The sequence below is a fragment of the Pantoea sp. Sc1 genome (assembly GCF_000255315.1).
GTDB classification, from domain to species: domain Bacteria; phylum Pseudomonadota; class Gammaproteobacteria; order Enterobacterales; family Enterobacteriaceae; genus Pantoea; species Pantoea anthophila.
Genome location: NZ_AJFP01000001.1, coordinates 3425875 through 3446535, shown reverse-complemented (window position 1 = coordinate 3446535; position 20661 = coordinate 3425875). Strand labels below are relative to the sequence as shown.

The 20661-nt window shown below is 59.0% G+C and carries 17 protein-coding genes and 1 other annotated feature; of the genes, 11 read left to right on the top strand and 6 right to left on the bottom strand.

The features are described 5' to 3' along the window. Nucleotides 1–3: 3 nt before the first annotated feature. Nucleotides 4–3621 carry an urea carboxylase gene (gene uca / locus S7A_RS15980; protein WP_009092248.1) on the bottom strand — a complete coding sequence of 1206 codons (3618 nt, stop codon included), beginning with the start codon at nt 3619–3621 and terminating at the stop codon, nt 4–6. Between the two features lie 2 nt (nt 3622–3623). After that, a complete protein-coding gene (atzF, locus tag S7A_RS15975) occupies nt 3624–5417 on the bottom strand; it encodes an allophanate hydrolase (protein ID WP_009092247.1) in 1794 nt (597 codons plus the stop codon). A 270-nt stretch (nt 5418–5687) separates the two neighbouring features. On the opposite strand from atzF, the gene sltY reads away from it, so the two are divergent. Together sltY and trpR are read left to right on the top strand one after the other, a co-directional pair. Next, nucleotides 5688–7607: a murein transglycosylase gene (gene sltY, locus S7A_RS15970; RefSeq protein ID WP_009092246.1), complete on the top strand. Its 1920-nt coding sequence runs from the start codon at nt 5688–5690 to the stop codon at nt 7605–7607. Between the two features lie 45 nt (nt 7608–7652). Next, nucleotides 7653–7973 (top strand): trp operon repressor, encoded by a 321-nt coding sequence (trpR, locus tag S7A_RS15965; RefSeq protein ID WP_009092244.1) that lies wholly within the window; start codon nt 7653–7655, stop codon nt 7971–7973. On the opposite strand, the gene yjjX is transcribed toward trpR, so the two are convergent. Then, nucleotides 7974–8492, bottom strand: coding sequence for an inosine/xanthosine triphosphatase (gene yjjX, locus S7A_RS15960; RefSeq protein WP_009092243.1), 519 nt, complete (start codon nt 8490–8492; stop codon nt 7974–7976). 93 nt (nt 8493–8585) lie between these two features. On the opposite strand from yjjX, the gene gpmB reads away from it, so the two are divergent. After that, nucleotides 8586–9233 carry a 2,3-diphosphoglycerate-dependent phosphoglycerate mutase GpmB gene (gpmB, locus tag S7A_RS15955; protein ID WP_009092242.1) on the top strand — a complete coding sequence of 216 codons (648 nt, stop codon included), beginning with the start codon at nt 8586–8588 and terminating at the stop codon, nt 9231–9233. Between the two features lie 40 nt (nt 9234–9273). On the opposite strand, the gene robA is transcribed toward gpmB, so the two are convergent. Beyond that, a complete protein-coding gene (gene robA / locus S7A_RS15950) occupies nt 9274–10155 on the bottom strand; it encodes an MDR efflux pump AcrAB transcriptional activator RobA (RefSeq protein ID WP_009092241.1) in 882 nt (293 codons plus the stop codon). A gap of 192 nt (nt 10156–10347) precedes the next feature. Between robA and creA the strand changes: the two genes are divergently transcribed. Then, nucleotides 10348–10821: a protein CreA gene (gene creA / locus S7A_RS15945; protein WP_009092240.1), complete on the top strand. Its 474-nt coding sequence runs from the start codon at nt 10348–10350 to the stop codon at nt 10819–10821. Nucleotides 10822–10868: 47 nt separating this feature from the next. Here the strand turns inward: creA and arcA are convergent, their stop codons facing one another. Continuing rightward, entirely contained in the window at nt 10869–11585 is a 717-nt protein-coding gene (gene arcA / locus S7A_RS15940; RefSeq protein ID WP_009092239.1) for a two-component system response regulator ArcA, read from the bottom strand. 608 nt (nt 11586–12193) lie between these two features. Between arcA and S7A_RS15935 the strand changes: the two genes are divergently transcribed. The 5 genes from S7A_RS15935 (at nt 12194) to thrC (ending at nt 17919) form a co-directional block, all read left to right on the top strand. Further along, nucleotides 12194–12880 carry a tRNA/rRNA methyltransferase gene (locus S7A_RS15935; protein ID WP_009092238.1) on the top strand — a complete coding sequence of 229 codons (687 nt, stop codon included), beginning with the start codon at nt 12194–12196 and terminating at the stop codon, nt 12878–12880. 205 nt (nt 12881–13085) lie between these two features. After that, nucleotides 13086–13154 (top strand): thr operon leader peptide, encoded by a 69-nt coding sequence (gene thrL / locus S7A_RS21315; RefSeq protein ID WP_111209051.1) that lies wholly within the window; start codon nt 13086–13088, stop codon nt 13152–13154. Beyond that, nucleotides 13093–13211 (top strand) — a sequence feature (Thr leader region). (Overlaps the previous gene by 62 nt.) 26 nt (nt 13212–13237) lie before the next feature. Then, nucleotides 13238–15700: a bifunctional aspartate kinase/homoserine dehydrogenase I gene (thrA, locus tag S7A_RS15930; protein ID WP_009092237.1), complete on the top strand. Its 2463-nt coding sequence runs from the start codon at nt 13238–13240 to the stop codon at nt 15698–15700. Nucleotides 15701–15702: 2 nt separating this feature from the next. Then, on the top strand, nt 15703–16632 hold the full coding sequence (gene thrB / locus S7A_RS15925) for a homoserine kinase (RefSeq protein WP_009092236.1): 930 nt from the start codon (nt 15703–15705) through the stop codon (nt 16630–16632). A 3-nt stretch (nt 16633–16635) separates the two neighbouring features. Continuing rightward, nucleotides 16636–17919, top strand: a complete 1284-nt coding sequence (thrC, locus tag S7A_RS15920; protein ID WP_009092235.1) for a threonine synthase — start codon at nt 16636–16638, stop codon at nt 17917–17919. A gap of 36 nt (nt 17920–17955) precedes the next feature. On the opposite strand, the gene yaaA is transcribed toward thrC, so the two are convergent. Continuing rightward, complete coding sequence (gene yaaA, locus S7A_RS15915) at nt 17956–18729, bottom strand: peroxide stress protein YaaA (protein ID WP_009092234.1); 774 nt, start codon at nt 18727–18729, stop codon at nt 17956–17958. A 209-nt stretch (nt 18730–18938) separates the two neighbouring features. On the opposite strand from yaaA, the gene tal reads away from it, so the two are divergent. Together tal and mog are read left to right on the top strand one after the other, a co-directional pair. Next, nucleotides 18939–19892 carry a transaldolase gene (tal, locus tag S7A_RS15910; protein WP_009092233.1) on the top strand — a complete coding sequence of 318 codons (954 nt, stop codon included), beginning with the start codon at nt 18939–18941 and terminating at the stop codon, nt 19890–19892. Nucleotides 19893–20017: 125 nt separating this feature from the next. Then, complete coding sequence (gene mog / locus S7A_RS15905) at nt 20018–20605, top strand: molybdopterin adenylyltransferase (protein ID WP_009092232.1); 588 nt, start codon at nt 20018–20020, stop codon at nt 20603–20605. The last annotated feature ends 56 nt before the right edge of the window (nt 20606–20661 follow it).

Genomic DNA, 20661 nt, shown 5'->3' with positions numbered 1-20661 from the left:
TCCTTATTCCAGCCACAGCAGGTTATCGCCCGGGCTGACCGGGCGGCCCGCCTGGCAGGCGATACGCGTGACCCGACCGGCCTGCGGGGCGACAATCGCCAGCTCCATCTTCATCGCTTCCACGATGATCAGGGTCTGACCGGCGCTGACCGCGTCGCCCGGCTGCACCAGCACTTTCCAGATATTGCCGTTGAGGTCAGCCTGCACCGCCACGCCGTTTTCCTGCTCCTCGCTGACGCTGGCCAGCGCCTCCTCAGCCTGCGGCGCGCTCTGCTCTTCCTGCGCCCATAGCTGCACCTCCTGCTCAAAAGCGGCGGCCTGGCGCTGGCGGAACGCCGCGATCTCAGCAGCGTGATCGGTGAGGAACTGCTGGTGGGCGGCAAAATCGAACTGCGTCTCTTCGATACGCAGGCTGCCACGACCTTCGCGAAAATCTTCGCGCAGCCGGGTCAGCTCCTCTTCACTGACGGGATAAAAGCGCACCTGATCGAAGAAGCGCAGCAGCCACGGCGCGTCGGGCGCGAACTGCGGATTTTTCAGGAAAGTGTTCCAGATCGGCAGCGTCCGGCCCACCAGCTGATAGCCGCCAGGCGAGTCCATACCGTAGATACACATGTACATGCCGCCGATGCCGACGGTGCCTTCGGCGGTAAAGGTGCGCGCCGGACTGTATTTGGAACTCAGCAGACGATGGCGTGGATCGACCGGCACAGCGCAGGGCGCGCCGAGATAGACGTCGCCCAGCCCCAGCACCAGATAGCTGGCGTCAAACAGGGTCGCGCGCACCTCCTCCCGGCTGCTTAAGCCATTAATACGCTGGATAAAGTCCACGTTGTTCGGCAGCCAGGGGGCGCTGGCGCGAACCGTCTCCTGGTAGCGGCTGACGGCACCGAGCGTGGCGCTGTCCTCAAAGGCCATCGGCATCCACACCACGCGGGAGGGCACCTTCAGCGTGCTGACATCGCCCAGCGTCGCCTCCAGCGCCAGCAGCAGCGTCATCAGGGCGGACTGATTGATGATGCGGCTGTCGTAGCGCACCTGCAGCGAGCGCACGCCCGGCGACAGCTCCTCGACGCCGGGTTCTGCCTGCGCCGTCAGCGCATTCATCAGCAGATGCACGCGCAGACGCAGCGCCAGATCCAGCACGTTGTCGCCATATTCAATCAGCACATATTTGTCGCCCGCCTGGCGATAGACCACTTTCGGGGTGGTGTCGGTGGCGTCGAGGGCAGCGAGAATCGTGGCGGAGCCGTGAGCGGTTTCAGCCAGTGACGGCACGGCAAAGGCCGGGGGATGTTCCGGGCGCAGTGTCTCAATCAGATGACGCTGCGCGTTTTCCCGCGCCAGCGCCTCCTCCGCGCTGATTGGATGGAAGCGGATGGTGTCGCCGGGTTTGACCTGGCCCACTTTCCACAACTCGGCTCTGGCGATGGTTACCGGACAGACAAAGCCGCCGAGGCTCGGGCCGTCGTGCGTCAGGATCACCGGGAAGTCGCCGGTGAAGTTGACCGCACCGATGGCATATTCACAGTCGTGAACGTTGGAGGGATGCAGGCCCGCCTCACCGCCGTTGGCGCGGGTCCAGGTCGGTTTCGGGCCGACCAGCCGCACGCCGAGGCGGTTAGAGTTGTAGTGCACCTGCCAGTCGCTGGCAAAGAACTCGTCGATGGCGGCCTGGGTGAAAAAGTCCGGTGCGCCGTGCGGACCGTAGAGCACACCGATGCGCCATTCACTGCCGTAGTGCGGAATCAGCGACGCATCAAGCGGCTGCGGCGCGCCAGTCGGGGCCGGTGTGGTGCAGGCGGCGCGCGCAGGCTGTGAGACTGGCAGCATGTCGGCGACCCGCAGGGTGCGTCCGGCGTGACCGCCAAACTGGCCCAGCGAAAAGGTGCTGCGGCTGCCCAGATATTCCGGCACGTCAAAGCCGTTGCGCACCGCCAGATAGCTGCGGCAGCCCTTGCGGGCGCGTCCCATCGTCAGCGTCTGTCCCGCTTTTATTGTCAGCGGCTGCCAGTAACTGACCGCTTCGCCATCAAGCTGCGCGTCACACTCTGCGCCGGTCAGCGCCACAATCGCATCGCAGTGGAAGCGCAGGGTGGGGCCCTGCAGGGTGAACTCCAGCCCCGCCGCCGCCTCATGGTTTCCGACGATGCGGTTAGCCAGCCGGAACGCAAAGTCATCCATCGGGCCGGAAGGCGGCACCCCGATGTCCCAGTAGCCGAGGCGGCCGGGGTAGTCCTGCACCGAACTGAAGGTGCCGGGCTGCAGCACCTCCACCACGGTGGCGGCAGGCACCACGCTGTCGAGATAGCGCGTCCAGACGTTGCCGCTGCGAAACGCCTCGCTGGTGGTAATCTGGCGCAGATAGTCGAGGTTGGTGGCGATACCGTGCAGCTGGGTCGCATCCAGCGCGTGATGAAGTTTTTCCAGCGCCGCTTCACGGTTGTCGGCATGCACAATCAGCTTGGCGATCATCGGGTCATAAAAGCTGGAGACTTCACTGCCGGTTTCGACGCCGCTGTCGACACGCACGCCGTCAGGAAAGCTGACCGCGGTTAACAGGCCAGGGCTGGGCTGGAAGTTTTTCAGGGGATCTTCCGCATAAAGCCGCACTTCGATCGCCGCGCCCTGAGGCGGCTGCTGCAGGCGTGACCACTCCACCGGATCACCCGCCGCCACCTGCAGCATGCACGCCACCAGGTCGAGCCCGGTGACGCATTCGGTGACCGGATGTTCAACCTGCAGGCGGGTGTTCACTTCAAGGAAATAGAACGCCTGCTGGCTGACGTCGTAGATGTACTCCACGGTGCCTGCGCTGCGGTAGTTGACCTGTTCGCCCAGCCGCACCGCCGAGGCGAGCAGGGCGTCGCGTGTCTCCTGCGAAAGCCCGGGCGCGGGTGTCTCTTCCACCACCTTCTGATTGCGGCGCTGAAGGGAGCAGTCGCGTTCACCCAGTGCGACGACGGTGCCGTTACCGTCACCAAAAATCTGCACCTCAATATGGCGGGCGCGATCGATGCAGCGCTCCAGAAACACGCCTGCATCACTGAAGAACTGCTCACCAAGGCGGCGCACGCTCTCCCAGGCGCTGGCGAGCGCGTCGGCGTCGGCGCAGCGCGTCAGGCCAATGCCACCCCCACCGGCGGTGCTTTTCAGCATCACCGGGTAGCCAATCTCGTCGGCAGCCTGAATCGCCTCCTCCAGCGAGGCGAGCAGCGGAGTGCCCGGTGTCATCGGTACGCCTGCACTGGCCGCCAGCTCACGCGCGCGGTGCTTCAGGCCGAACTCGCCAATCTGCTGCGCGGTCGGGCCGACAAAGGCGATGCCCGCCGCCTCACAGGCTTCGGCAAAGGCCTGGCTTTCCGACAGAAATCCGTAGCCTGGCCAGATCGCCTGCGCGCCGCTCTGCTGCGCCGCCGCCAGAATTTTGTCGATGCGCAGGTAGGAGTCACTGGCTTTGTCGCCGCCGAGGGCGATCGCGCTGTCCGCCTGCTTAACGTGCTGCGCGTTGCGATCCGCGTCAGAGTAGACCGCGACACTTTTGACGCCCAGGCGCTTCAGGGTGCGAATGGCGCGGCAGGCAATCTCGCCCCGGTTGGCAATCAGTACGGTGGTGAACATGATCAGTGACTCCCCTGTGAGGTCAGCCAGTTACGCCAGCCGCCCGATTCGGTGATTTCCAGCGCGCTGTTCAGCGCAGCGCCTTCGCAGATAAAGCCTTTGACGATCCGCCCATCCGCCAGCGTCAGGCTGCCGATACCCAGCGGGGCGGGGATCTCCGCCACAAATTCGCCGAAGCGTGCCAGCGGAATGTCCCACAGCTCCACCGTGATGGCGGCACCCTGTTCGTCCCGCATCAGGCCGGGCTTTTTAATCGGCCCGTCCAGCAGGGCGAACAGGCGGTAGTGAGGGGCGGTCTTTGTCTCTTCCACCCATACCGCCCTGCGCTCGGTGAGCTGGAAATTCAGCGGCATGCCGGTGAGGTGTGCCCCCACCACAGCCAGCCGGACATGATCGGGGGAGACGGGGAGAGCGGCGGGCGGCGGGCAGGGCAGGCCAGTTGCCCCCAGCGGCAGCGCCAGCTGGCGCTGCCAGCGGATGCCAAATTCAGCCAGCGCCCGGTCGTGCCAGGCGGGCGCAATCAGCGTGATACCCGCCGGGAGATCGTCATTGCGGAACGGCGCAGGCAGCGCCAGCGCGGCGAGGTCAGCGAGGTTGGTAAAGTTGGTGTAGGTGCCAAACTGTGAGTTGTAGTGAATCGGCTCCTGCTTCATCTCTGCGAGGGTATGAATGGTGGGCGAGGTCGGCACCACCAGCGCGTCAAACTGCGCCAGGGTCTGCTGAATCTGGCGCGTCAGCCCGGCCCGCAGATACTCCGCTTTGTAGGCATCGACGGCGCTGTATTTCAGGCCGCTGGCGACGATCTCATGCACCACCGGGTCCATATCGGTGGGGCGATCGAGCATCCCGCCTACCGCCACAGTACGCTCAGCGACCCAGGCACCGTAGTAGAGCTGCTCTGCCAGCTGCCGGAACGGGGTGAAGTCGATGGGGTGCAGCGTCGCGCCACTCGCCTGCAGGGCCTCCAGCGCCCGATCCCAGGCGGCTTCAGCGGCGGCATCATCGAAAAACTCCGGCGTGTCAGGAACGGCAAAGCGGGGGCGAACCGGCAGGCTGGCGGGGGCGGTGCGCGGATTCACGCGCGAATAGGCGTCCCCGGCATCGTAGCCCCCGATCACGCTGGCGACGCTCCAGGCATCTTCTGCCGTCAGGGCGAACACGGAAATCGTGTCATTGAGGCGGCAGGCGGGCACGACGCCGCGCGCAGAGAACCAGCCTTTGGTCGGCTTCAGGCCAACGATATTGTTGAAACCGGCCGGGACGCGGCCCGAACCGGCGGTATCGGTGCCCAGGGAAAAGGCGACCAGTCCGCGCGCCAGCACCGACGCCGAGCCGGAGCTGGAGCCGCCGCTGACATAATCGGGATCAAAGGTGTTACTGACCGCGCCAAAAGGTGAGCGGGTGCCGACCAGACCAGTGGCAAACTGATCGAGGTTGGTTTTACCGATGACCACGGCCCCGGCCGCTTTGAGTCTGGCTACCGCTACCGCGTCCTCGCTGGCGGTATAGGTAAAGGCGGGGCAGGCGGCGCTGGTGGGCCAGCCCGCCACATCGATATTGTCCTTGACCGCGAACGGCACGCCGAACAGAGGCAGCGATGCGGGATCGCGCTGATAGTGAGCCAGCAGCGGTTCAATCTGCGCCGCCAGCTGATCCGGGGTCGCCAGCATAATCCAGGCATTATCCTGGGGATCCAGGGCGGCAAGGTGTGCGCTCAGCAGTGCGCTAATCTGATGTGGCGCCTGCTGGTAGCGTTGTTGCCAGGCGTGCAGTGTCAGGCCAGTGGTCGAAGTCATAAGAAGGATTCCAGCTGGTATACAAGATGGAATTCAACACAGCAAAGGGTGTGCCACTTTTTTAAGCTGATGATTCAACGCCTTAAAGTGACAGGTGATAAGTTTTTCTGATGATTATTTGCACAATGACGGCGCGCAGGCTGAACGATGACGGTGCGTTTAACCGTCGCGTGCGTAAATATTGTGAAGAACATGGCAAGAGTCTGATGCCCTGGTTAGCATGAAGACTGCCTGGCAACTCGCCGGCGCCCAGCAACAGAGGAGATTTACGTGGTGAAGTGGCGTAACTGGATGATAGGGATCTGCCTGGTCGGTACGGCCAGCAGCGCATGGGCCGATTCGCTTGATCAACAACGGCAACGTTATCAACAAATTAAACAGGCGTGGGACAGCAATCAGATGGCCACCGTGGAGCAGCTGTTGCCCACGCTTCAGGATTATCCGCTCTATCCTTATCTGCAATATCGCCTGCTGGCACAGGATCTCGATCAGGAGACCGCCCTGGCCGTACAGAATTTTATTCGCCAGTATCCCACACTGCCGCCTGCGCGCTCGCTCAGCACCCGCTTTATCAATGTGCTGGCTTACCGGCAGGACTGGCAGGGCGTGCTGAATTTCAGCCCGACCGAACCGAAACCGGTGCAGGCGCGCTGCAACTGGTACTACGCCAAATGGGCCACGGGTCAGCAGCAGGCCGCGTTTGATGGCGCGAAGCAGATCTGGCTGCGCGGCACTGCGCTGCCTGCCGACTGCGATAAGCTCTTCTCGGTCTGGCAGTCATCGGGTCAGCTTTCACCGATCACGATCCTGGAGCGTATCCGTCTGGCGATGAAGGCGGGTAACGACAGCCTGGTCAGCTATCTGGCGAAAACCCTGCCGGCAGATTATCAGACCATGTCTGACGCGGTGCAGGCGCTGCAGCAGGACCCGCTGACGGTCAGCACCTTCGCCAGCGCCGTCGGACCCACCGACTTTACCCGCCAGGCGACGATTTACGCCTTTACCCGCGTGGCGCGGCAGGATATGGAAAACGCCCGAAGCCTGATCCCGATTCTGGTCCGGGCGCAGAAAATGGGGCCGGAAGATGAGCAGGCGCTGAAAGAGATCGTGGTCTGGCGCATGATGGGCAGCGATCTGACCGCTGAACAGGCACGCTGGCGCGATGCGGTGGTGATGAACAGTGAGTCCACCGCGCTGGTGGAACGCCGGGTGCGGCTGGCGCTGTCGCAGCACGATCGGCGCGGTCTGAACACCTGGATCGCCCGTCTGCCGGTGGAGGCCAAAGAGAAGGATGAGTGGCAGTACTGGCAGGCTGACCTGCTGTTTGAGAAAGATCGCAAAGAGGAAGCGGAAGAGATCCTGCGTAAACTGATGCAGGCGCGTGGCTTCTATCCGATGGTGGCCGCTCAGCGTCTGGGGGTGGATTATCCGCTGCAGATTGATGAAGCACCGAAGCCTGACAGTGCTACGGTGCAGGGCCCCGAGCTGGCGCGCGTCCGTGAACTGATGTACTGGGGGCTGGATAACCTGGCGCGCAGCGAGTGGAGCAATCTGATCGGCAGCCGCACACATACGCAGCAGCAGATGCTGGCGCGCTACGCCAATGAGCAGGACTGGTGGGATCTCAGCGTGCAGGCCACGATCACGGCCAAAATGTGGGACAGTCTGAAAGAGCGGTTCCCGCTGGCGTGGCAGAGCGTTTACGAGCGCAACACCCAGGTGAAGCAGATCCCGCCAAGCTATGCGATGGCGATTTCGCGTCAGGAGAGCGCCTGGAACCCGAAAGCGCGTTCGCCGGTCGGGGCGAGTGGTCTGATGCAGATCATGCCTGCCACCGCGGCGCACACCGTGAAGATGTATGACATCCCCGGCTACAGTAACAGCAGTCAGCTGCTCGATCCGGAAACCAATATTCAGATTGGTACCCAGTATCTGGAGTATGTCTACCAGCAGTTTGACCAGAACCGGATTTTCGCCTCTGCGGCTTACAATGCCGGTCCGGGCCGGGTGCGAAGCTGGCTGAAAACCAGTGCAGGTAATCTCGACGCCGTGGCATTTATCGAGACCATTCCGTTCTCTGAAACGCGCGGTTACGTGAAGAACGTGCTGGCCTATGACGCCTACTATCGTCACTTCATGGGCAAGCCTGACAAAATCCTGTCAGATGGTGAGTGGAATCGCCGTTACTAGCTGTGCTAAGCTTCCGTACTCTTTAGCGAGTACGGAAGCCTCTTCATGACCCATTCTCATTCCCCTTCAGCCGAAACCCCTCCGGCCGACGATAGCTGGCAGCGCTTTGTCAGGCTGATGCAGCAGGCCTTTGCCGATGGTCACGCGCTGCCGCTGATGCAACTGATGATGACGGCGGATGAGCGGGAAGCGTTTGGCACACGACTGCGGATTATCGAAGAGTTGATGAAGGGGGAGATGAGCCAGCGCGAGCTGAAAAACGAACTTGGCGTGGGTATCGCCACCATCACCCGTGGCTCTAACAGTCTGAAAGAGGCGCCGCCGGAGCTGAAACGCTGGCTGCAGGCGCATCTGGACGGCAAGTAATTACGACTGATAGAGCGGATGAACAAACGGGCAGAGCGCCAGAATCAGGGCCTGATGATAGACGCTGGCGCGGCTGAGCAGGCCGTGCGTGAACGCCCCGATAGCCCCGCCCTGATGTTTGATATTTTCAATGCCGGTTAACCGCGCCATCTCTTCGCCCAGCTCCCGCCCTTCGCGCAGACCCGCCAGCACCGCCGGTGGCAGCGTAAAGCTGGCTGACCGCGATTCGCCACGCTGCTTCTGATTCTCTATCACGATACAGGCAAAGGCGCTGTCCTCTTCGATCCCCGCCTCAATCGCCACCCAGAATGTCGCTTCAGGCCGCACCTGACGGGCATTCATTACGCGCTGACGTGCGCCCGTTCGCGTTTCGAGGTGGCTCAGCGGCTGGGCGGCAACACCACTATCGACCCCGACCCCTTCAATATGGCAGGATCCTTCGCCGAAAACGTCGTTGAATGCCTGCGCAATCGCGTGAATCTTCGCTGGATTGGTGGTGGCTGCGACAACATGGTACATAATTAATTGAACCCTCAGATGGTTAAGCGCCTGGCCCATCAGGCTACAGACAGGCTCTAAGGCGATTCTGGTCGCAGTATAACGGAAACTACTATGTTACAGGTCTATCTTGTTCGTCACGGTGAAACGGTTTGGAATGCGGAACGTCGCATTCAGGGGCAGTCCGACAGTCCGCTGACGGAAAAAGGTGAACAGCAGGCGCATCAGGTGAGTGAACGCGTGAAACATCTGGGTATTACCCACGTTATCACCAGCGATCTGGGCCGCACGCGCCGCACCGCTGAGATTATCGCGGATGCCTGTGGTTGCACGGTGACGCTCGATCCGCGCCTGCGGGAGCTCAATATGGGCGTGCTGGAGAAGCGTCCGCTGGATGGCTTAACCGCCGCAGAAGAGCAGTGGCGTGCCACGCTGGTGAACGGCACCGAAGGCGGGCGCATCCCGGAAGGGGAGTCCATGTCCGAACTGGCAGCGCGCATGCACGCCGCGCTGAATGCCTGTCTCGACCTGCCGGCCGGGAGCTGTCCGCTGCTGGTCAGTCACGGTATGGCGCTGGGATCGCTGGTCAGCACCATTCTCGGTCTGCCTGCCTGGGCGGAACGCCGGCTGCGTCTGCGAAACTGCTCGCTCTCGCGGGTCGATTATCAGCAGAGCGCCTGGCTGGCCGAAGGGTGGATTGTGGAGATGGCGGGTGATATCTCTCATCTGGATGCGCCCGCACTCGACGAGCTGCAGCGCTGAAGGTCTGCAGGCCGCCGTCATGAGGACGGCAGCCTGAATATCAGCTGACCGGGGTCTGGCGGCGAATCGGAATCAGATATTCGCAACGGATCTCTGTCGGCGGCTCGGCACGCTTTTTACCGCCGTGGGTATAGAAGCGTTCAATATCCTGCCCCTGACGGCGGGTCAGCCCCAGCGTCGGCATGCAGGTGCCGTAGAGCAGCAGGATGAACTCCTGCAGATTGACGCGCGGGCCGGTGTAGGTGAACTGCACATAATCGCCCGCTTCCAGAATGACGTTCTGACCGGAGTGCAGGCTGCCCGCGCTGTCAGCCGGTACCGCCGTGGTGTAGAGGATCTCCTGCTCGTCATCTTTTTCCTGGCTGGCGCGCACCTGATGCAGGCCATACAGCACCGGCGGCACGGTATCCGTTTCCAGCAGGAACTGCTTCCAGAAATGAATCCGCATCTCGTCACGGTAGCTGGAAATCTGCTCCAGAATACAGGTGTAGTTCTGGGTCTGACCCACCAGCACCGTTTCCGGCAGGGTGACGAAGGTCGGTTCCGGCTGCGTCTCATTGTCCAGACGGATAGGGGGACGAATACCGAAGGAATTCCAGTCGGAAGCGCGACGATACCAGGCCGGCGTCTGCGCAAACTGCTTCTTGAAGGCGCGGGTAAAAGTCTGTTGTGAATCAAAACGATACTGCAGTGCGATGTCCAGAATCGGACGGCTGGTCAGGCGCAGCGCCACCGCCGCTTTAGACAGGCGACGCGCCCGGATATAGGCGCCGATCGCATGTCCGGTCACGTCTTTAAACATCCTTTGTAAGTGCCATTTAGAGTAACCGGCTTTCTGGGCAACGTTGTCCAGTGAAAGGGGTTGATCCAGATGGCTCTCCAGCCAGACAAGCAAATCGCGAATGATACCGGCTTGGTCCATAAAACATCCTCATACTCTGGTGGTGCAGCTAAATGCATCGAAGAATATTAGCACTCATTGCTCAAAAGACGTGGGCCGTTTTCCGGGGAAGATTGTGCTAAATCAGTGCGGGCATAACCCGTTTTGGTTTTGTCATTATATCGATTGACAGTACATTACATGTTCATCTATTCAATTTGCAATGGTAACCCCATGACAAGACCTCGTCTTATCCTCGCTGCGCTGACCGCACTGACCTTTTCCAGCCCGCTGCTCGCCGAACAGATCGGCTCTGTCGACACGGTGTTTAAGATATTCGGGCCTGACCACAAGATTGTCGTTGAAGCCTTCGACGATCCGGATGTTAAAAATGTAACCTGCTATATCAGCCGGGCGAAGACCGGTGGGATTAAAGGCGGGCTGGGGCTGGCTGAGGATACCTCCGATGCGGCGATTTCGTGCCAGCAGATTGGGCCAGTGGAGCTGAGTGAGAAAATCGCGCAGGGCAAGGCGGAGGGGGAGGTGGTCTTCCGCCAGCGTACCTCGCTGATCTTCAAAAAGCTGCAGGTGGTGCGCTTCTTCGATAAAAAGCGTAACGCCCTGGTCTATCTGACCTACTCCGATAAAGTCGTCGATGGTTCACCGAAGAATGCGATCAGCGCCGTGCCGATTATGCCGTGGCACTGAACATAAAAAAACGCCCGCAGGGGCGTTTTTTTCAGGCTTACCGCAGCTTACTCATGCAGGTCGCCGCAGAAGCGGTAACCTTCACCATGGATGGTGGCGATGATTTCAGGCGTGTCCGGCGTCGATTCGAAATGCTTACGAATACGACGGATGGTCACATCCACGGTGCGGTCGTGCGGCTTAAGGTCACGGCCGGTCATTTTTTTCAGCAGATCGGCACGGGTCTGAATCTTGCCCGGATTTTCGCAGAAGTGCAGCATGGCGCGGAACTCACTGCGTGGCAGTTTATAGTGCTCGCCGTTCGGGTTGATCAGTGAGCGGCTGTTGATATCCAGCTCCCAGCCATTGAATTTGTAACTCTCAACCTGACGGCGCTCTTCGCCCGGCATGGCGAGATTCATGGTGCGCGACAGCAGATTACGGGCACGAATCGTCAGCTCACGCGGATTGAACGGTTTGGTGATGTAGTCGTCAGCGCCAATTTCCAGACCGAGAATTTTATCAACTTCGTTGTCACGGCCGGTCAGGAACATCAGGGCGACATTGGCCTGTTCGCGCAGTTCACGGGCCAGCAGCAGGCCGTTTTTACCCGGCAGGTTGATGTCCATGATCACCAGGTTAACGTCATTGTCGGTCAGCACCTGATGCATTTCTGCACCATCAGTCGCCTCATACACCACATAACCTTCTGCCTCGAAGATGCTCTTGAGGGTGTTACGCGTGACCAGTTCGTCTTCAACGATAAGAATGTGCGGGGTCTGCATGTTTAGCTACCTAAAATTTGCCAACAAATTGAAAACAGGGCGTACAGCGGTATGGCGTTCTCCATCATCGAGAGCAGCGGGCCGCGCTGAACCGTTGTACGAAATCATATTTTGATAAGCCATCTATCAACGTCAACAACAGTATTAGCTCAGCCAGTCAGGATGAAAATTGCATGCCCCAGGCGAGAATGATAATGGCGCATATCCTAACTGCATTAACAGCAACCTAACAGCACCAACTACAACCGATAAGCATAAAAACAACGCTTCGTTGACTTATATCAAATGCAATTGTAGCACGTTAACACTTTTGTGAAAAACTTCTCGTAGATTGCCCGTTTAGCTCACAAAAAGCATCATTTTCATTACATTTTTCACGCTTCGGTTCCAAAATGAAACCCACTGGTAATCACATTCTATCTTGTTGAACTTAAATGTTTTAATAGTGGTTTCTTTAATAAAGGCCGCTTCGCCGGTAAAAAGATTCGGACCGCTTTTTTAACCGGTTTTAACAATGTTAATCACCGCTTTTCTTATTCGCTTCCGCCCGCTGAATCCTGAACAGTCATGTTAATATGGCGTTATGTAAATGGACCAATGGAATAAATATGCTCTTCCCCCTGATTCTCGTCTCGCCCGCGCGGCCAGAAAATATCGGCGCTGCGGCGCGCGCCATGAAAACCATGGGCTTCAGCCAGCTGCGCATTGTCGCCAGCGACGCCTGGCAGGACCCGGCCGCGCGCCGGGTCGCGCATGGCGCGGGTGAGATCCTTGATAACGTCCAGACGTTTGCAACGCTGGCTGACGCATTAGCTGACATCGACTTCTCCGTCGCCACCACTGCGCGCAGTCGGGCAAAGTTTCGCTACTACGCCACGCCAGAGCAGGTTGAAACACAGCTGCTGGAGAAGCGTCAGTGGGTAAAGAGTATGGCGCTGGTATTTGGTCGCGAAGACAGCGGGCTGACCAATGAGGAGCTGGAGCAGGTCGATCTGCTGACCGGCATCCCGATGGCGAATGACTATCCGTCACTCAATCTCGGCCAGGCGGTGATGGTCTACTGCTATCAGCTGTCGAAGCTGAACCAGGTTGAGGCTCCGCTTACCGCCGCCGCAGACGGGCAGCAGTTACAGGCGCTGCGGCAGCGTTTGCATCAGCTGCTGGCGCAGCTGGAGGTGAGTGATGATGAGAAACTCTCTGACTGGATCGATCAGCGGGTGGGGCTGCTGGAACAGCGCGACACGGCGATGCTGCATCGTCTGCTGCACGATATTGAAAAAAAACTCGCAGATTAATCCTCGGCGAAAATCTGATTTTGCAGTAACAGATCGCAGAGAAGTTCAGCATCGCAAACGATCAAAGAGAGTTTTACGATTTCGCCGGTGGCTCTGCGCAGTCAGGGAAACGGGCCCGCCGGACAAATCGGGTTGACTTAATGTGCGCTTTGCTTTACTTCTGGATGCCAGACGGACAGACAAAGACAGACAGAAAAAAATCTCAATGCGTAAAATCAGCCTGAACACCACAATTATTACCATCACCATTACCACAGGTAACGGTGCGGGCTGACGCATACAGGAAAAACAGAAAAAAAGCCCGCACCTAACCAGTGCGGGCTTTTTTTTCGGCTTAAATTCAGGAGAGTTTATATCATGCGAGTGCTGAAATTCGGCGGGACCTCGGTAGCGAATGCGGAGCGGTTTCTTCGCGTCGCTGACATTCTGGAAAGTAATGCGCAACAAGGACAGGTTGCAACCGTGCTCTCTGCGCCAGCAAAGATCACTAACCACCTGGTGGCGATGATTGAAAAAACCATCAGTGGTCAGGACGCTTTGCCGAATATCAGCGACGCTGAGCGCATCTTCAGCGAGCTGCTGCAGGGCCTCGCTGAGTCACAGCCTGGCTTTGAATATGAGCGGCTGAAAACCCGCGTGGACCTGGAGTTTGCGCAGCTGAAGCAGGTGCTGCACGGCATCAGCCTGCTGGGGCAGTGCCCGGACAGCGTCAACGCGGCGATCATCTGCCGCGGTGAAAAGCTCTCGATTGCCATTATGGAAGCGCTGCTGCAGGCACGCGGTCATGAGGTCAGCGTGATCGATCCGGTAGAGAAGCTGCTCGCTGTCGGTCACTACCTGGAGTCCACCGTCGACATCGCCGAATCGACCCGTCGCATCGAAGCCAGCCAGATCCCGCCGCAGAATATGATCCTGATGGCGGGCTTTACCGCCGGCAACGAGCGCGGTGAGCTGGTGGTGCTGGGCCGTAATGGCTCAGACTACTCGGCGGCCGTGCTGGCAGCCTGTCTGCGCGCCGACTGCTGTGAAATCTGGACCGATGTCGATGGCGTTTATACCTGCGATCCGCGTCAGGTGCCGGATGCCCGCCTGCTGAAATCGATGTCCTATCAGGAAGCGATGGAGCTCTCCTATTTCGGCGCCAAGGTGCTGCATCCCCGCACCATTGCGCCCATCGCGCAGTTCCAGATCCCGTGCCTGATCAAAAACACCGCCAATCCGCAGGCGCCCGGCACCCTGATTGGGGCAGAAGGCGAGCAGGATGAAAATCCGGTGAAAGGCATCACCAACCTGAATAACATGGCGATGGTTAACGTCTCCGGTCCCGGCATGAAAGGGATGGTCGGGATGGCGGCCAGGGTGTTTGCGGCGATGTCGCGCACCGGCATTTCCGTGGTGCTGATCACCCAATCCTCGTCTGAATACAGCATCAGTTTCTGCGTGCCGCAGAGCGAGCTGGCGCGGGCGCGTCAGGTGCTGGAAGAGGAGTTCTATCTGGAGCTGAAAGATGGCCTGCTGGACCCGCTGGATATCATTGAAAATCTGGCGGTGATCTCGGTAGTGGGCGATGGCATGCGCACCCTGCGCGGCATCTCAGCTAAATTCTTCTCGGCGCTGGCGCGCGCCAACATCAATATCGTGGCGATTGCGCAGGGCTCCTCTGAACGTTCCATCTCCGTCGTGGTTAACAACGATGAAGTGATCACCGGCGTGCGCGTGGTGCATCAGATGCTGTTCGCCACCGATCAGGTTATCGAAGTCTTTGTGGTGGGTGTCGGCGGCGTCGGCGGTGCGCTGCTGGATCAGTTACATCGCCAGCAGGCGTGGCTGAAGCAGAAGCATATCGACCTGCGGGTCTGCGGCATCGCCAACTCGCATGCGCTGTTGACGAATGTTCACGGCATCGATCTGAGCCACTGGGAAGCGGCATTAAGCGAAGCCAAAGAGCCTTTCAATCTGGCGCGTCTGACCCGGCTGGTCAAAGAGTATCATCTGCTTAATCCGGTGATTGTGGACTGTACCTCCAGCCAGGCGGTCGCCGATCAGTATGCCGATTTTCTCAGCGAAGGTTTCCACGTGGTGACGCCGAACAAAAAGGCTAACACCTCATCCTGGAACTACTACCAGCAGATGCGTGCCGCCGCAGCCAAATCGCGCCGCAAATTCCTTTATGATACTAACGTTGGTGCCGGTCTGCCGGTGATCGAAAATCTGCAAAACCTGATGAATGCGGGTGATGAGCTGCTGCGCTTCTCCGGCATTCTGTCTGGCTCGCTCTCCTTTATCTTCGGCAAGCTGGATGAAGGCGTCTCCCTGTCTCAGGCGACTCAGATGGCGCGGGAGATGGGCTTTACCGAACCCGATCCGCGTGACGATCTCGCCGGCACAGACGTGGCGCGTAAGCTGCTGATCCTGGCGCGCGAAGCGGGTCATCAGCTGGAGCTGACGGATATTGAGATTGAGCCGCTGCTGCCCGCCAGCCTGACCGACATTGCAGACGTTGAGCAGTTTATGCAGCGCCTGCCCGAGCTGGACAACGCCTTTGCCGCGCGGGTTGCGCAGGCGCGTGATGCGGGTAAAGTGTTGCGCTATGTCGGCGTGATCGAAGAGGGCGGCGTCTGCAAAGTCAGAATTGACGCCGTAGACAGCAACGATCCGCTCTTTAAGGTGAAAAATGGCGAGAATGCGCTGGCATTTTACAGCCGCTACTATCAGCCGATCCCGATGGTGCTGCGCGGGTACGGTGCAGGAAATGATGTGACAGCGGCCGGTGTCTTTGCCGACCTGCTGCGCACGCTGTCATGGAAGTTGGGAGTTTAAAAATGGTAAAAATTTACGCACCGGCCTCGATTGGTAACGTCAGCGTCGGCTTCGATGTGCTGGGCGCGGCGGTTTCGCCGGTGGACGGTTCCCTGCTGGGTGACTGCGTCTCCGTGGAGGCGGCAGAGCACTTTTCACTGACCAACGCCGGACGTTTTGTCAGTAAGCTGCCCGCCGATCCTAAAGAGAATATCGTTTATCAGTGCTGGCAGCGCTTCTGCGAGGCGGTGGGCAAAGAGATCCCGGTGGCGATGACGCTGGAGAAGAACATGCCCATCGGCTCCGGGCTGGGCTCCAGCGCCTGCTCGGTGGTGGCCGGTCTGGTCGCGATGAATGAATTTTGCGGTAAGCCCCTCGATGACAGCACCCTGCTGACGCTGATGGGCGAGCTGGAAGGGCGCATCTCCGGCAGCGTTCATTACGATAACGTCGCGCCCTGCTTCCTCGGGGGCATTCAGCTGATGCTGCAGGAGAATGAGATTATCAGCCAGGCCGTGCCCGGCTTTGATGACTGGCTGTGGGTCATGGCCTATCCGGGCATTAAAGTCTCGACCGCCGAAGCGCGCGCGATTTTACCGGCGCAGTACCGCAAAGAGGAGTGCATCAAGCATGGCCGCCTGCTGGCGGGCTTCATTCACGCCTGCCACACGCGTCAGCCGCTGCTGGCCGCTAAACTTATGCAGGATGTCATTGCTGAACCTTATCGCACCAGACTGCTGCCGGGCTTCGCCGAGGCGCGACAGGCGGCCAACGATATCGGCGCACTGGCGTGCGGTATCTCAGGCTCTGGTCCGACACTTTTCGCCGTTTGCAATCAGATGGAAACGGCACAGCGGATGGCTGACTGGCTGAGCCAGCACTATCTGCAGAACGATGAAGGCTTCGTCCATATCTGCCGTCTCGACACGGCTGGCGCACGACAATTGGGATAACGCATGAAACTCTACAATCTTAAGGATCACAACGAGCAGGTCAGCTTCGCCCAGGCGGTGAAACAGGGTCTGGGATCACAGCAGGGTCTGTTCTTTCCGCTGGAACTGCCGGAGTTTGAACTGACAGACATCGACGCGATGCTGGAGATGGATTTTGTCAGCCGCAGCAGCAAAATTCTGTCGGCTTATATTGGTGATGAGATCCCGGCCGAACAGCTGCATGAGCGTGTTAAAGCCGCGTTTGCGTTTCCGGCACCGGTCAAAGCGGTCAGTGAAGATGTGGCCTGTCTGGAGCTGTTCCACGGCCCGACGCTGGCGTTTAAAGATTTCGGCGGCCGTTTTATGGCGCAGATGCTCTCCTATGTTTCCGGTTCAGACGAGCAGATCACGATTCTGACCGCGACCTCCGGTGATACCGGTGCGGCCGTGGCCCACGCCTTCTACGGCATGGAGAATGTGCGTGTGGTGATCCTCTATCCACAGGGCAAGATCAGCCCGCTGCAGGAGAAACTCTTCTGTACGCTGGGCGGCAACATCGAAACTATCGCCATCGACGGCGATTTCGATGCCTGTCAGGCGCTGGTCAAGCAGGCGTTCGATGATGAAGTGCTGAAAAAGACGATTGGCCTGAACTCAGCGAACTCCATCAACATCAGCCGCCTGCTGGCGCAGATCTGCTACTACTTTGAAGCGGTGGCGCAGCTGCCGCAGGAAAAACGCAATCAGCTGGTGGTTTCCGTACCAAGCGGCAACTTCGGGGATTTAACGGCGGGTCTGCTGGCGAAATCACTGGGGCTGCCGATCAAGCGCTTTATCGCCGCCACTAACGCCAATGACACGGTGCCGCGCTTCCTCGGAAACGGCGAGTGGCAGCCTAACCAGACGGTCGCGACCCTGTCGAATGCGATGGATGTCAGCCAGCCGAACAACTGGCCGCGTGTGGAAGAGCTGTTCCGCCGTAAAACCTGGCGGCTGACCGACCTGGCCTGCGGTGCGGTCTCTGACGAAACCACCCGTGCCGCCATGCGTGAACTGGCTGAGATTGGCTACATTTCTGAGCCCCACGCCGCCATCGCCTGGCGTCTGCTGCGCGATCAGCTGCAGGAGGGCGAGTATGGCCTGTTCCTTGGCACCGCCCATCCGGCCAAATTCCGTGAAAGCGTGGAAGCGATCCTTGAGCAGACCCTGACGCTGCCGCCGGAGCTGGCGGAGCGTGCGGAACTCCCGCTGCTGTCGCACCAGATGCAGGCGGACTTTGCCGCGCTGCGGGCATTCCTGCTGAAATAATCTTTCCCGGCTGCGGGAAAGAGAAGACGCGCGGGGCTACTGCTCCGCGCGCTTGAACACCAGCTCGCTTTCGCTGCTGCTGACTGCATCAAAACGGTAGCCTTCCAGATCAAACGCCTTAAGCTGCTCCGGCTTTGTCAGGCGCTCCTGAATCACATAGCGACTCATCAGGCCGCGCGCCTTTTTGGCGTAGAAGCTGATGACTTTGTAGCTGCCATTTTTCTCATCCAGGAACACCGGCTTAATCATCTGCGCCTGTAGCGCTTTCGGTCTGACCGCCCGGAAATATTCATCTGAGGCGAGGTTGATCAGGACGTTGTCGCCCTGTTCCGCCAGCGCGGCGTTCAGCGTTTCGGTGATGAGGTCACCCCAGAAGGTATAGAGGTCTTTACCTGCCGGATTCGCCAGCCGAATGCCCATCTCCAGCCGGTAAGGCTGCATAAGATCGAGTGGGCGCAGCACGCCATACAGGCCAGACAGCATACGCAGGTGCTGCTGGGCAAAATCGAAATCCTGATCGCTGAACGTCTCCGCCTGCAAACCGGTATAAACATCGCCTTTAAACGCCAGAATCGCCTGGCGGGCATTCTGCGGCGAGAAGTCGGGCTGCCAGCTGTTAAACCGCTCGGCATTCAGGTGCGCCAGTTTGTCGCTGATGCCCATTAACGAGGCGATGCTGGCCGGTGACAGGTCACGCGCAATCTCAATCAGCTGTTGTGACTTTTCTAACAGCGCAGGCTGGGTATAGCGGGTTGTCGCCAGCGGGCTGTCATAATCCAGCGTCTTGGCGGGAGAGATCACCATCAACATAGTTGCTTCCTCGTTTAATGCCTGCTTTAACAGGATATTGGCGGCTTATCAGGCTCCGCAGTGTAGCAAAAAAGCCGCAAAGAATGACGAATCACACCTATTTGTTCGCGCTATCGTAAACGGCATTCCCTGACCTTGCGCCACCGTTGGCGCGTGATATTATCGCAACAGCCTTTTTTCACACTGACAGTTAACTAAGAGAAAAGAACATGACGGACAAACTTACCTCCCTGCGTCAGCTCACCACCGTCGTTGCCGACACCGGTGATATCGCAGCCATGAAGCTGTATCAGCCGCAGGATGCCACGACTAACCCTTCTCTGATTCTTAACGCCGCGCAAATCCCTGAATACCGTAAACTGATCGATGAAGCGATCGGCTGGGCGCGTGAGCAGAGCAGCGATAAAGATGAGCAGCTGCAGCTGGTTTCTGACAAGCTGGCCGTAAACATTGGTCTGGAAATTCTCAAACTGATCCCGGGCCGTATTTCGACCGAAGTGGATGCGCGTCTCTCTTACGACACCGAAGGCAGCATCAATAAAGCCCGTAGTCTGATCAAACTCTACAACGATGCCGGTATCAGCAATGACCGCATCCTGATCAAACTGGCCTCAACCTGGCAGGGTATCCGCGCCGCGGAGCAGCTGGAAAAAGAGGGCATCAACTGTAACCTGACGCTGCTGTTCTCCTTCGCTCAGGCGCGTGCCTGTGCCGAAGCGGGCGTTTTCCTGATCTCTCCGTTTGTGGGTCGTATTCTCGACTGGTACAAAGCCAACACCGACAAAAAAGAGTACGCGGCACACGAAGATCCCGGCGTGGTTTCTGTTTCTGAAATCTACAACTACTACAAGCAGCACGGCTATGAAACCGTCGTGATGGGCGCCAGCTTCCGTAACACCGGTGAAATCATCGAGCTGGCTGGCTGTGACCGTCTGACCATTTCGCCTGCGCTGCTGAAAGAGCTGGCCGAGAGCGAAGGAACCCTGGAGCGTAAACTGAGCTACAGCGGTGAAGTGAAAGCACGTCCGGCCCGCATGACCGAGTCTGAGTTCCTGTGGCAGCACAACCAGGATCCGATGGCGGTAGCGAAGCTGGCAGAAGGCATCCGCAACTTTGCCGTTGATCAGGGCAAACTTGAGAAGATGCTGGCAGAACTGCTGTAATCCTCCGATCGTGACGGCGCAGGCCGTCACGGTTTTCCCTTTTCCGACCCTTTCACTTTGTATTATCCTTTCGGCTATTCCCCTTTTACTCCACCGCACCGCGGTCATTCACAGCGAAGCTAACCATGAATACATTACGCATTGGCCTGATCTCGGTTTCCGATCGCGCCGCGAACGGCATCTATCAGGATCAGGGGATTCCCGCGCTGGAGAGCTGGCTCAGCACGGCCATCAGCAGCCCGTTCGAAATGGAGTCCCGACTGGTGCCGGACGAGCAGCCGATGATTGAGCAGGCGATTTGCGAGCTGGTCGATGAACGCTTTTGCCATCTGGTGCTGACCACTGGCGGCACCGGCCCGGCCCGGCGCGACGTCACTCCCGACGCCACCTTAGCCGTCGCCGATCGGGAGATGCCCGGATTCGGTGAGCAGATGCGTCAGATTAGCCTGCAGTTTGTGCCGACCGCGATTCTGTCGCGTCAGGTCGGCGTGATCCGTAAGCAGTCACTGATCCTCAATCTGCCTGGTCAGCCAAAGTCGATCAGGGAGACGCTGGAGGGGCTGAAAGATGAGCAGGGCAACGTCAAAGTCCACGGCATTTTTGCCTCTGTACCTTATTGTTTACAGCTGCTGGAAGGACCGTATGTCGAAACCCATCGCGACGTGGTAGCAGCATTTCGGCCTAAAAGCGCGATACGTGAGATAAACAACTAAATATTGTCCATTTCAGGCATAAGCTATAGCCCGGCTGGTGTGGCAAAAGATTGACG

What these genes read in the sequence shown, in the direction of transcription:
- uca (WP_009092248.1), bottom strand. Translation starts at nt 3,621, where the DNA reads ATGTTCACCACCGTACTGATTGCCAACCGGGGCGAGATTGCCTGCCGC.
- atzF (WP_009092247.1), bottom strand. Translation starts at nt 5,417, where the DNA reads ATGACTTCGACCACTGGCCTGACACTGCACGCCTGGCAACAACGCTAC.
- trpR (WP_009092244.1), top strand. Translation starts at nt 7,653, where the DNA reads ATGACCCATTCTCATTCCCCTTCAGCCGAAACCCCTCCGGCCGACGAT.
- yjjX (WP_009092243.1), bottom strand. Translation starts at nt 8,492, where the DNA reads ATGTACCATGTTGTCGCAGCCACCACCAATCCAGCGAAGATTCACGCG.
- gpmB (WP_009092242.1), top strand. Translation starts at nt 8,586, where the DNA reads ATGTTACAGGTCTATCTTGTTCGTCACGGTGAAACGGTTTGGAATGCG.
- robA (WP_009092241.1), bottom strand. Translation starts at nt 10,155, where the DNA reads ATGGACCAAGCCGGTATCATTCGCGATTTGCTTGTCTGGCTGGAGAGC.
- creA (WP_009092240.1), top strand. Translation starts at nt 10,348, where the DNA reads ATGACAAGACCTCGTCTTATCCTCGCTGCGCTGACCGCACTGACCTTT.
- arcA (WP_009092239.1), bottom strand. Translation starts at nt 11,585, where the DNA reads ATGCAGACCCCGCACATTCTTATCGTTGAAGACGAACTGGTCACGCGT.
- S7A_RS15935 (WP_009092238.1), top strand. Translation starts at nt 12,194, where the DNA reads ATGCTCTTCCCCCTGATTCTCGTCTCGCCCGCGCGGCCAGAAAATATC.
- thrA (WP_009092237.1), top strand. Translation starts at nt 13,238, where the DNA reads ATGCGAGTGCTGAAATTCGGCGGGACCTCGGTAGCGAATGCGGAGCGG.
- thrB (WP_009092236.1), top strand. Translation starts at nt 15,703, where the DNA reads ATGGTAAAAATTTACGCACCGGCCTCGATTGGTAACGTCAGCGTCGGC.
- thrC (WP_009092235.1), top strand. Translation starts at nt 16,636, where the DNA reads ATGAAACTCTACAATCTTAAGGATCACAACGAGCAGGTCAGCTTCGCC.
- yaaA (WP_009092234.1), bottom strand. Translation starts at nt 18,729, where the DNA reads ATGTTGATGGTGATCTCTCCCGCCAAGACGCTGGATTATGACAGCCCG.
- tal (WP_009092233.1), top strand. Translation starts at nt 18,939, where the DNA reads ATGACGGACAAACTTACCTCCCTGCGTCAGCTCACCACCGTCGTTGCC.
- mog (WP_009092232.1), top strand. Translation starts at nt 20,018, where the DNA reads ATGAATACATTACGCATTGGCCTGATCTCGGTTTCCGATCGCGCCGCG.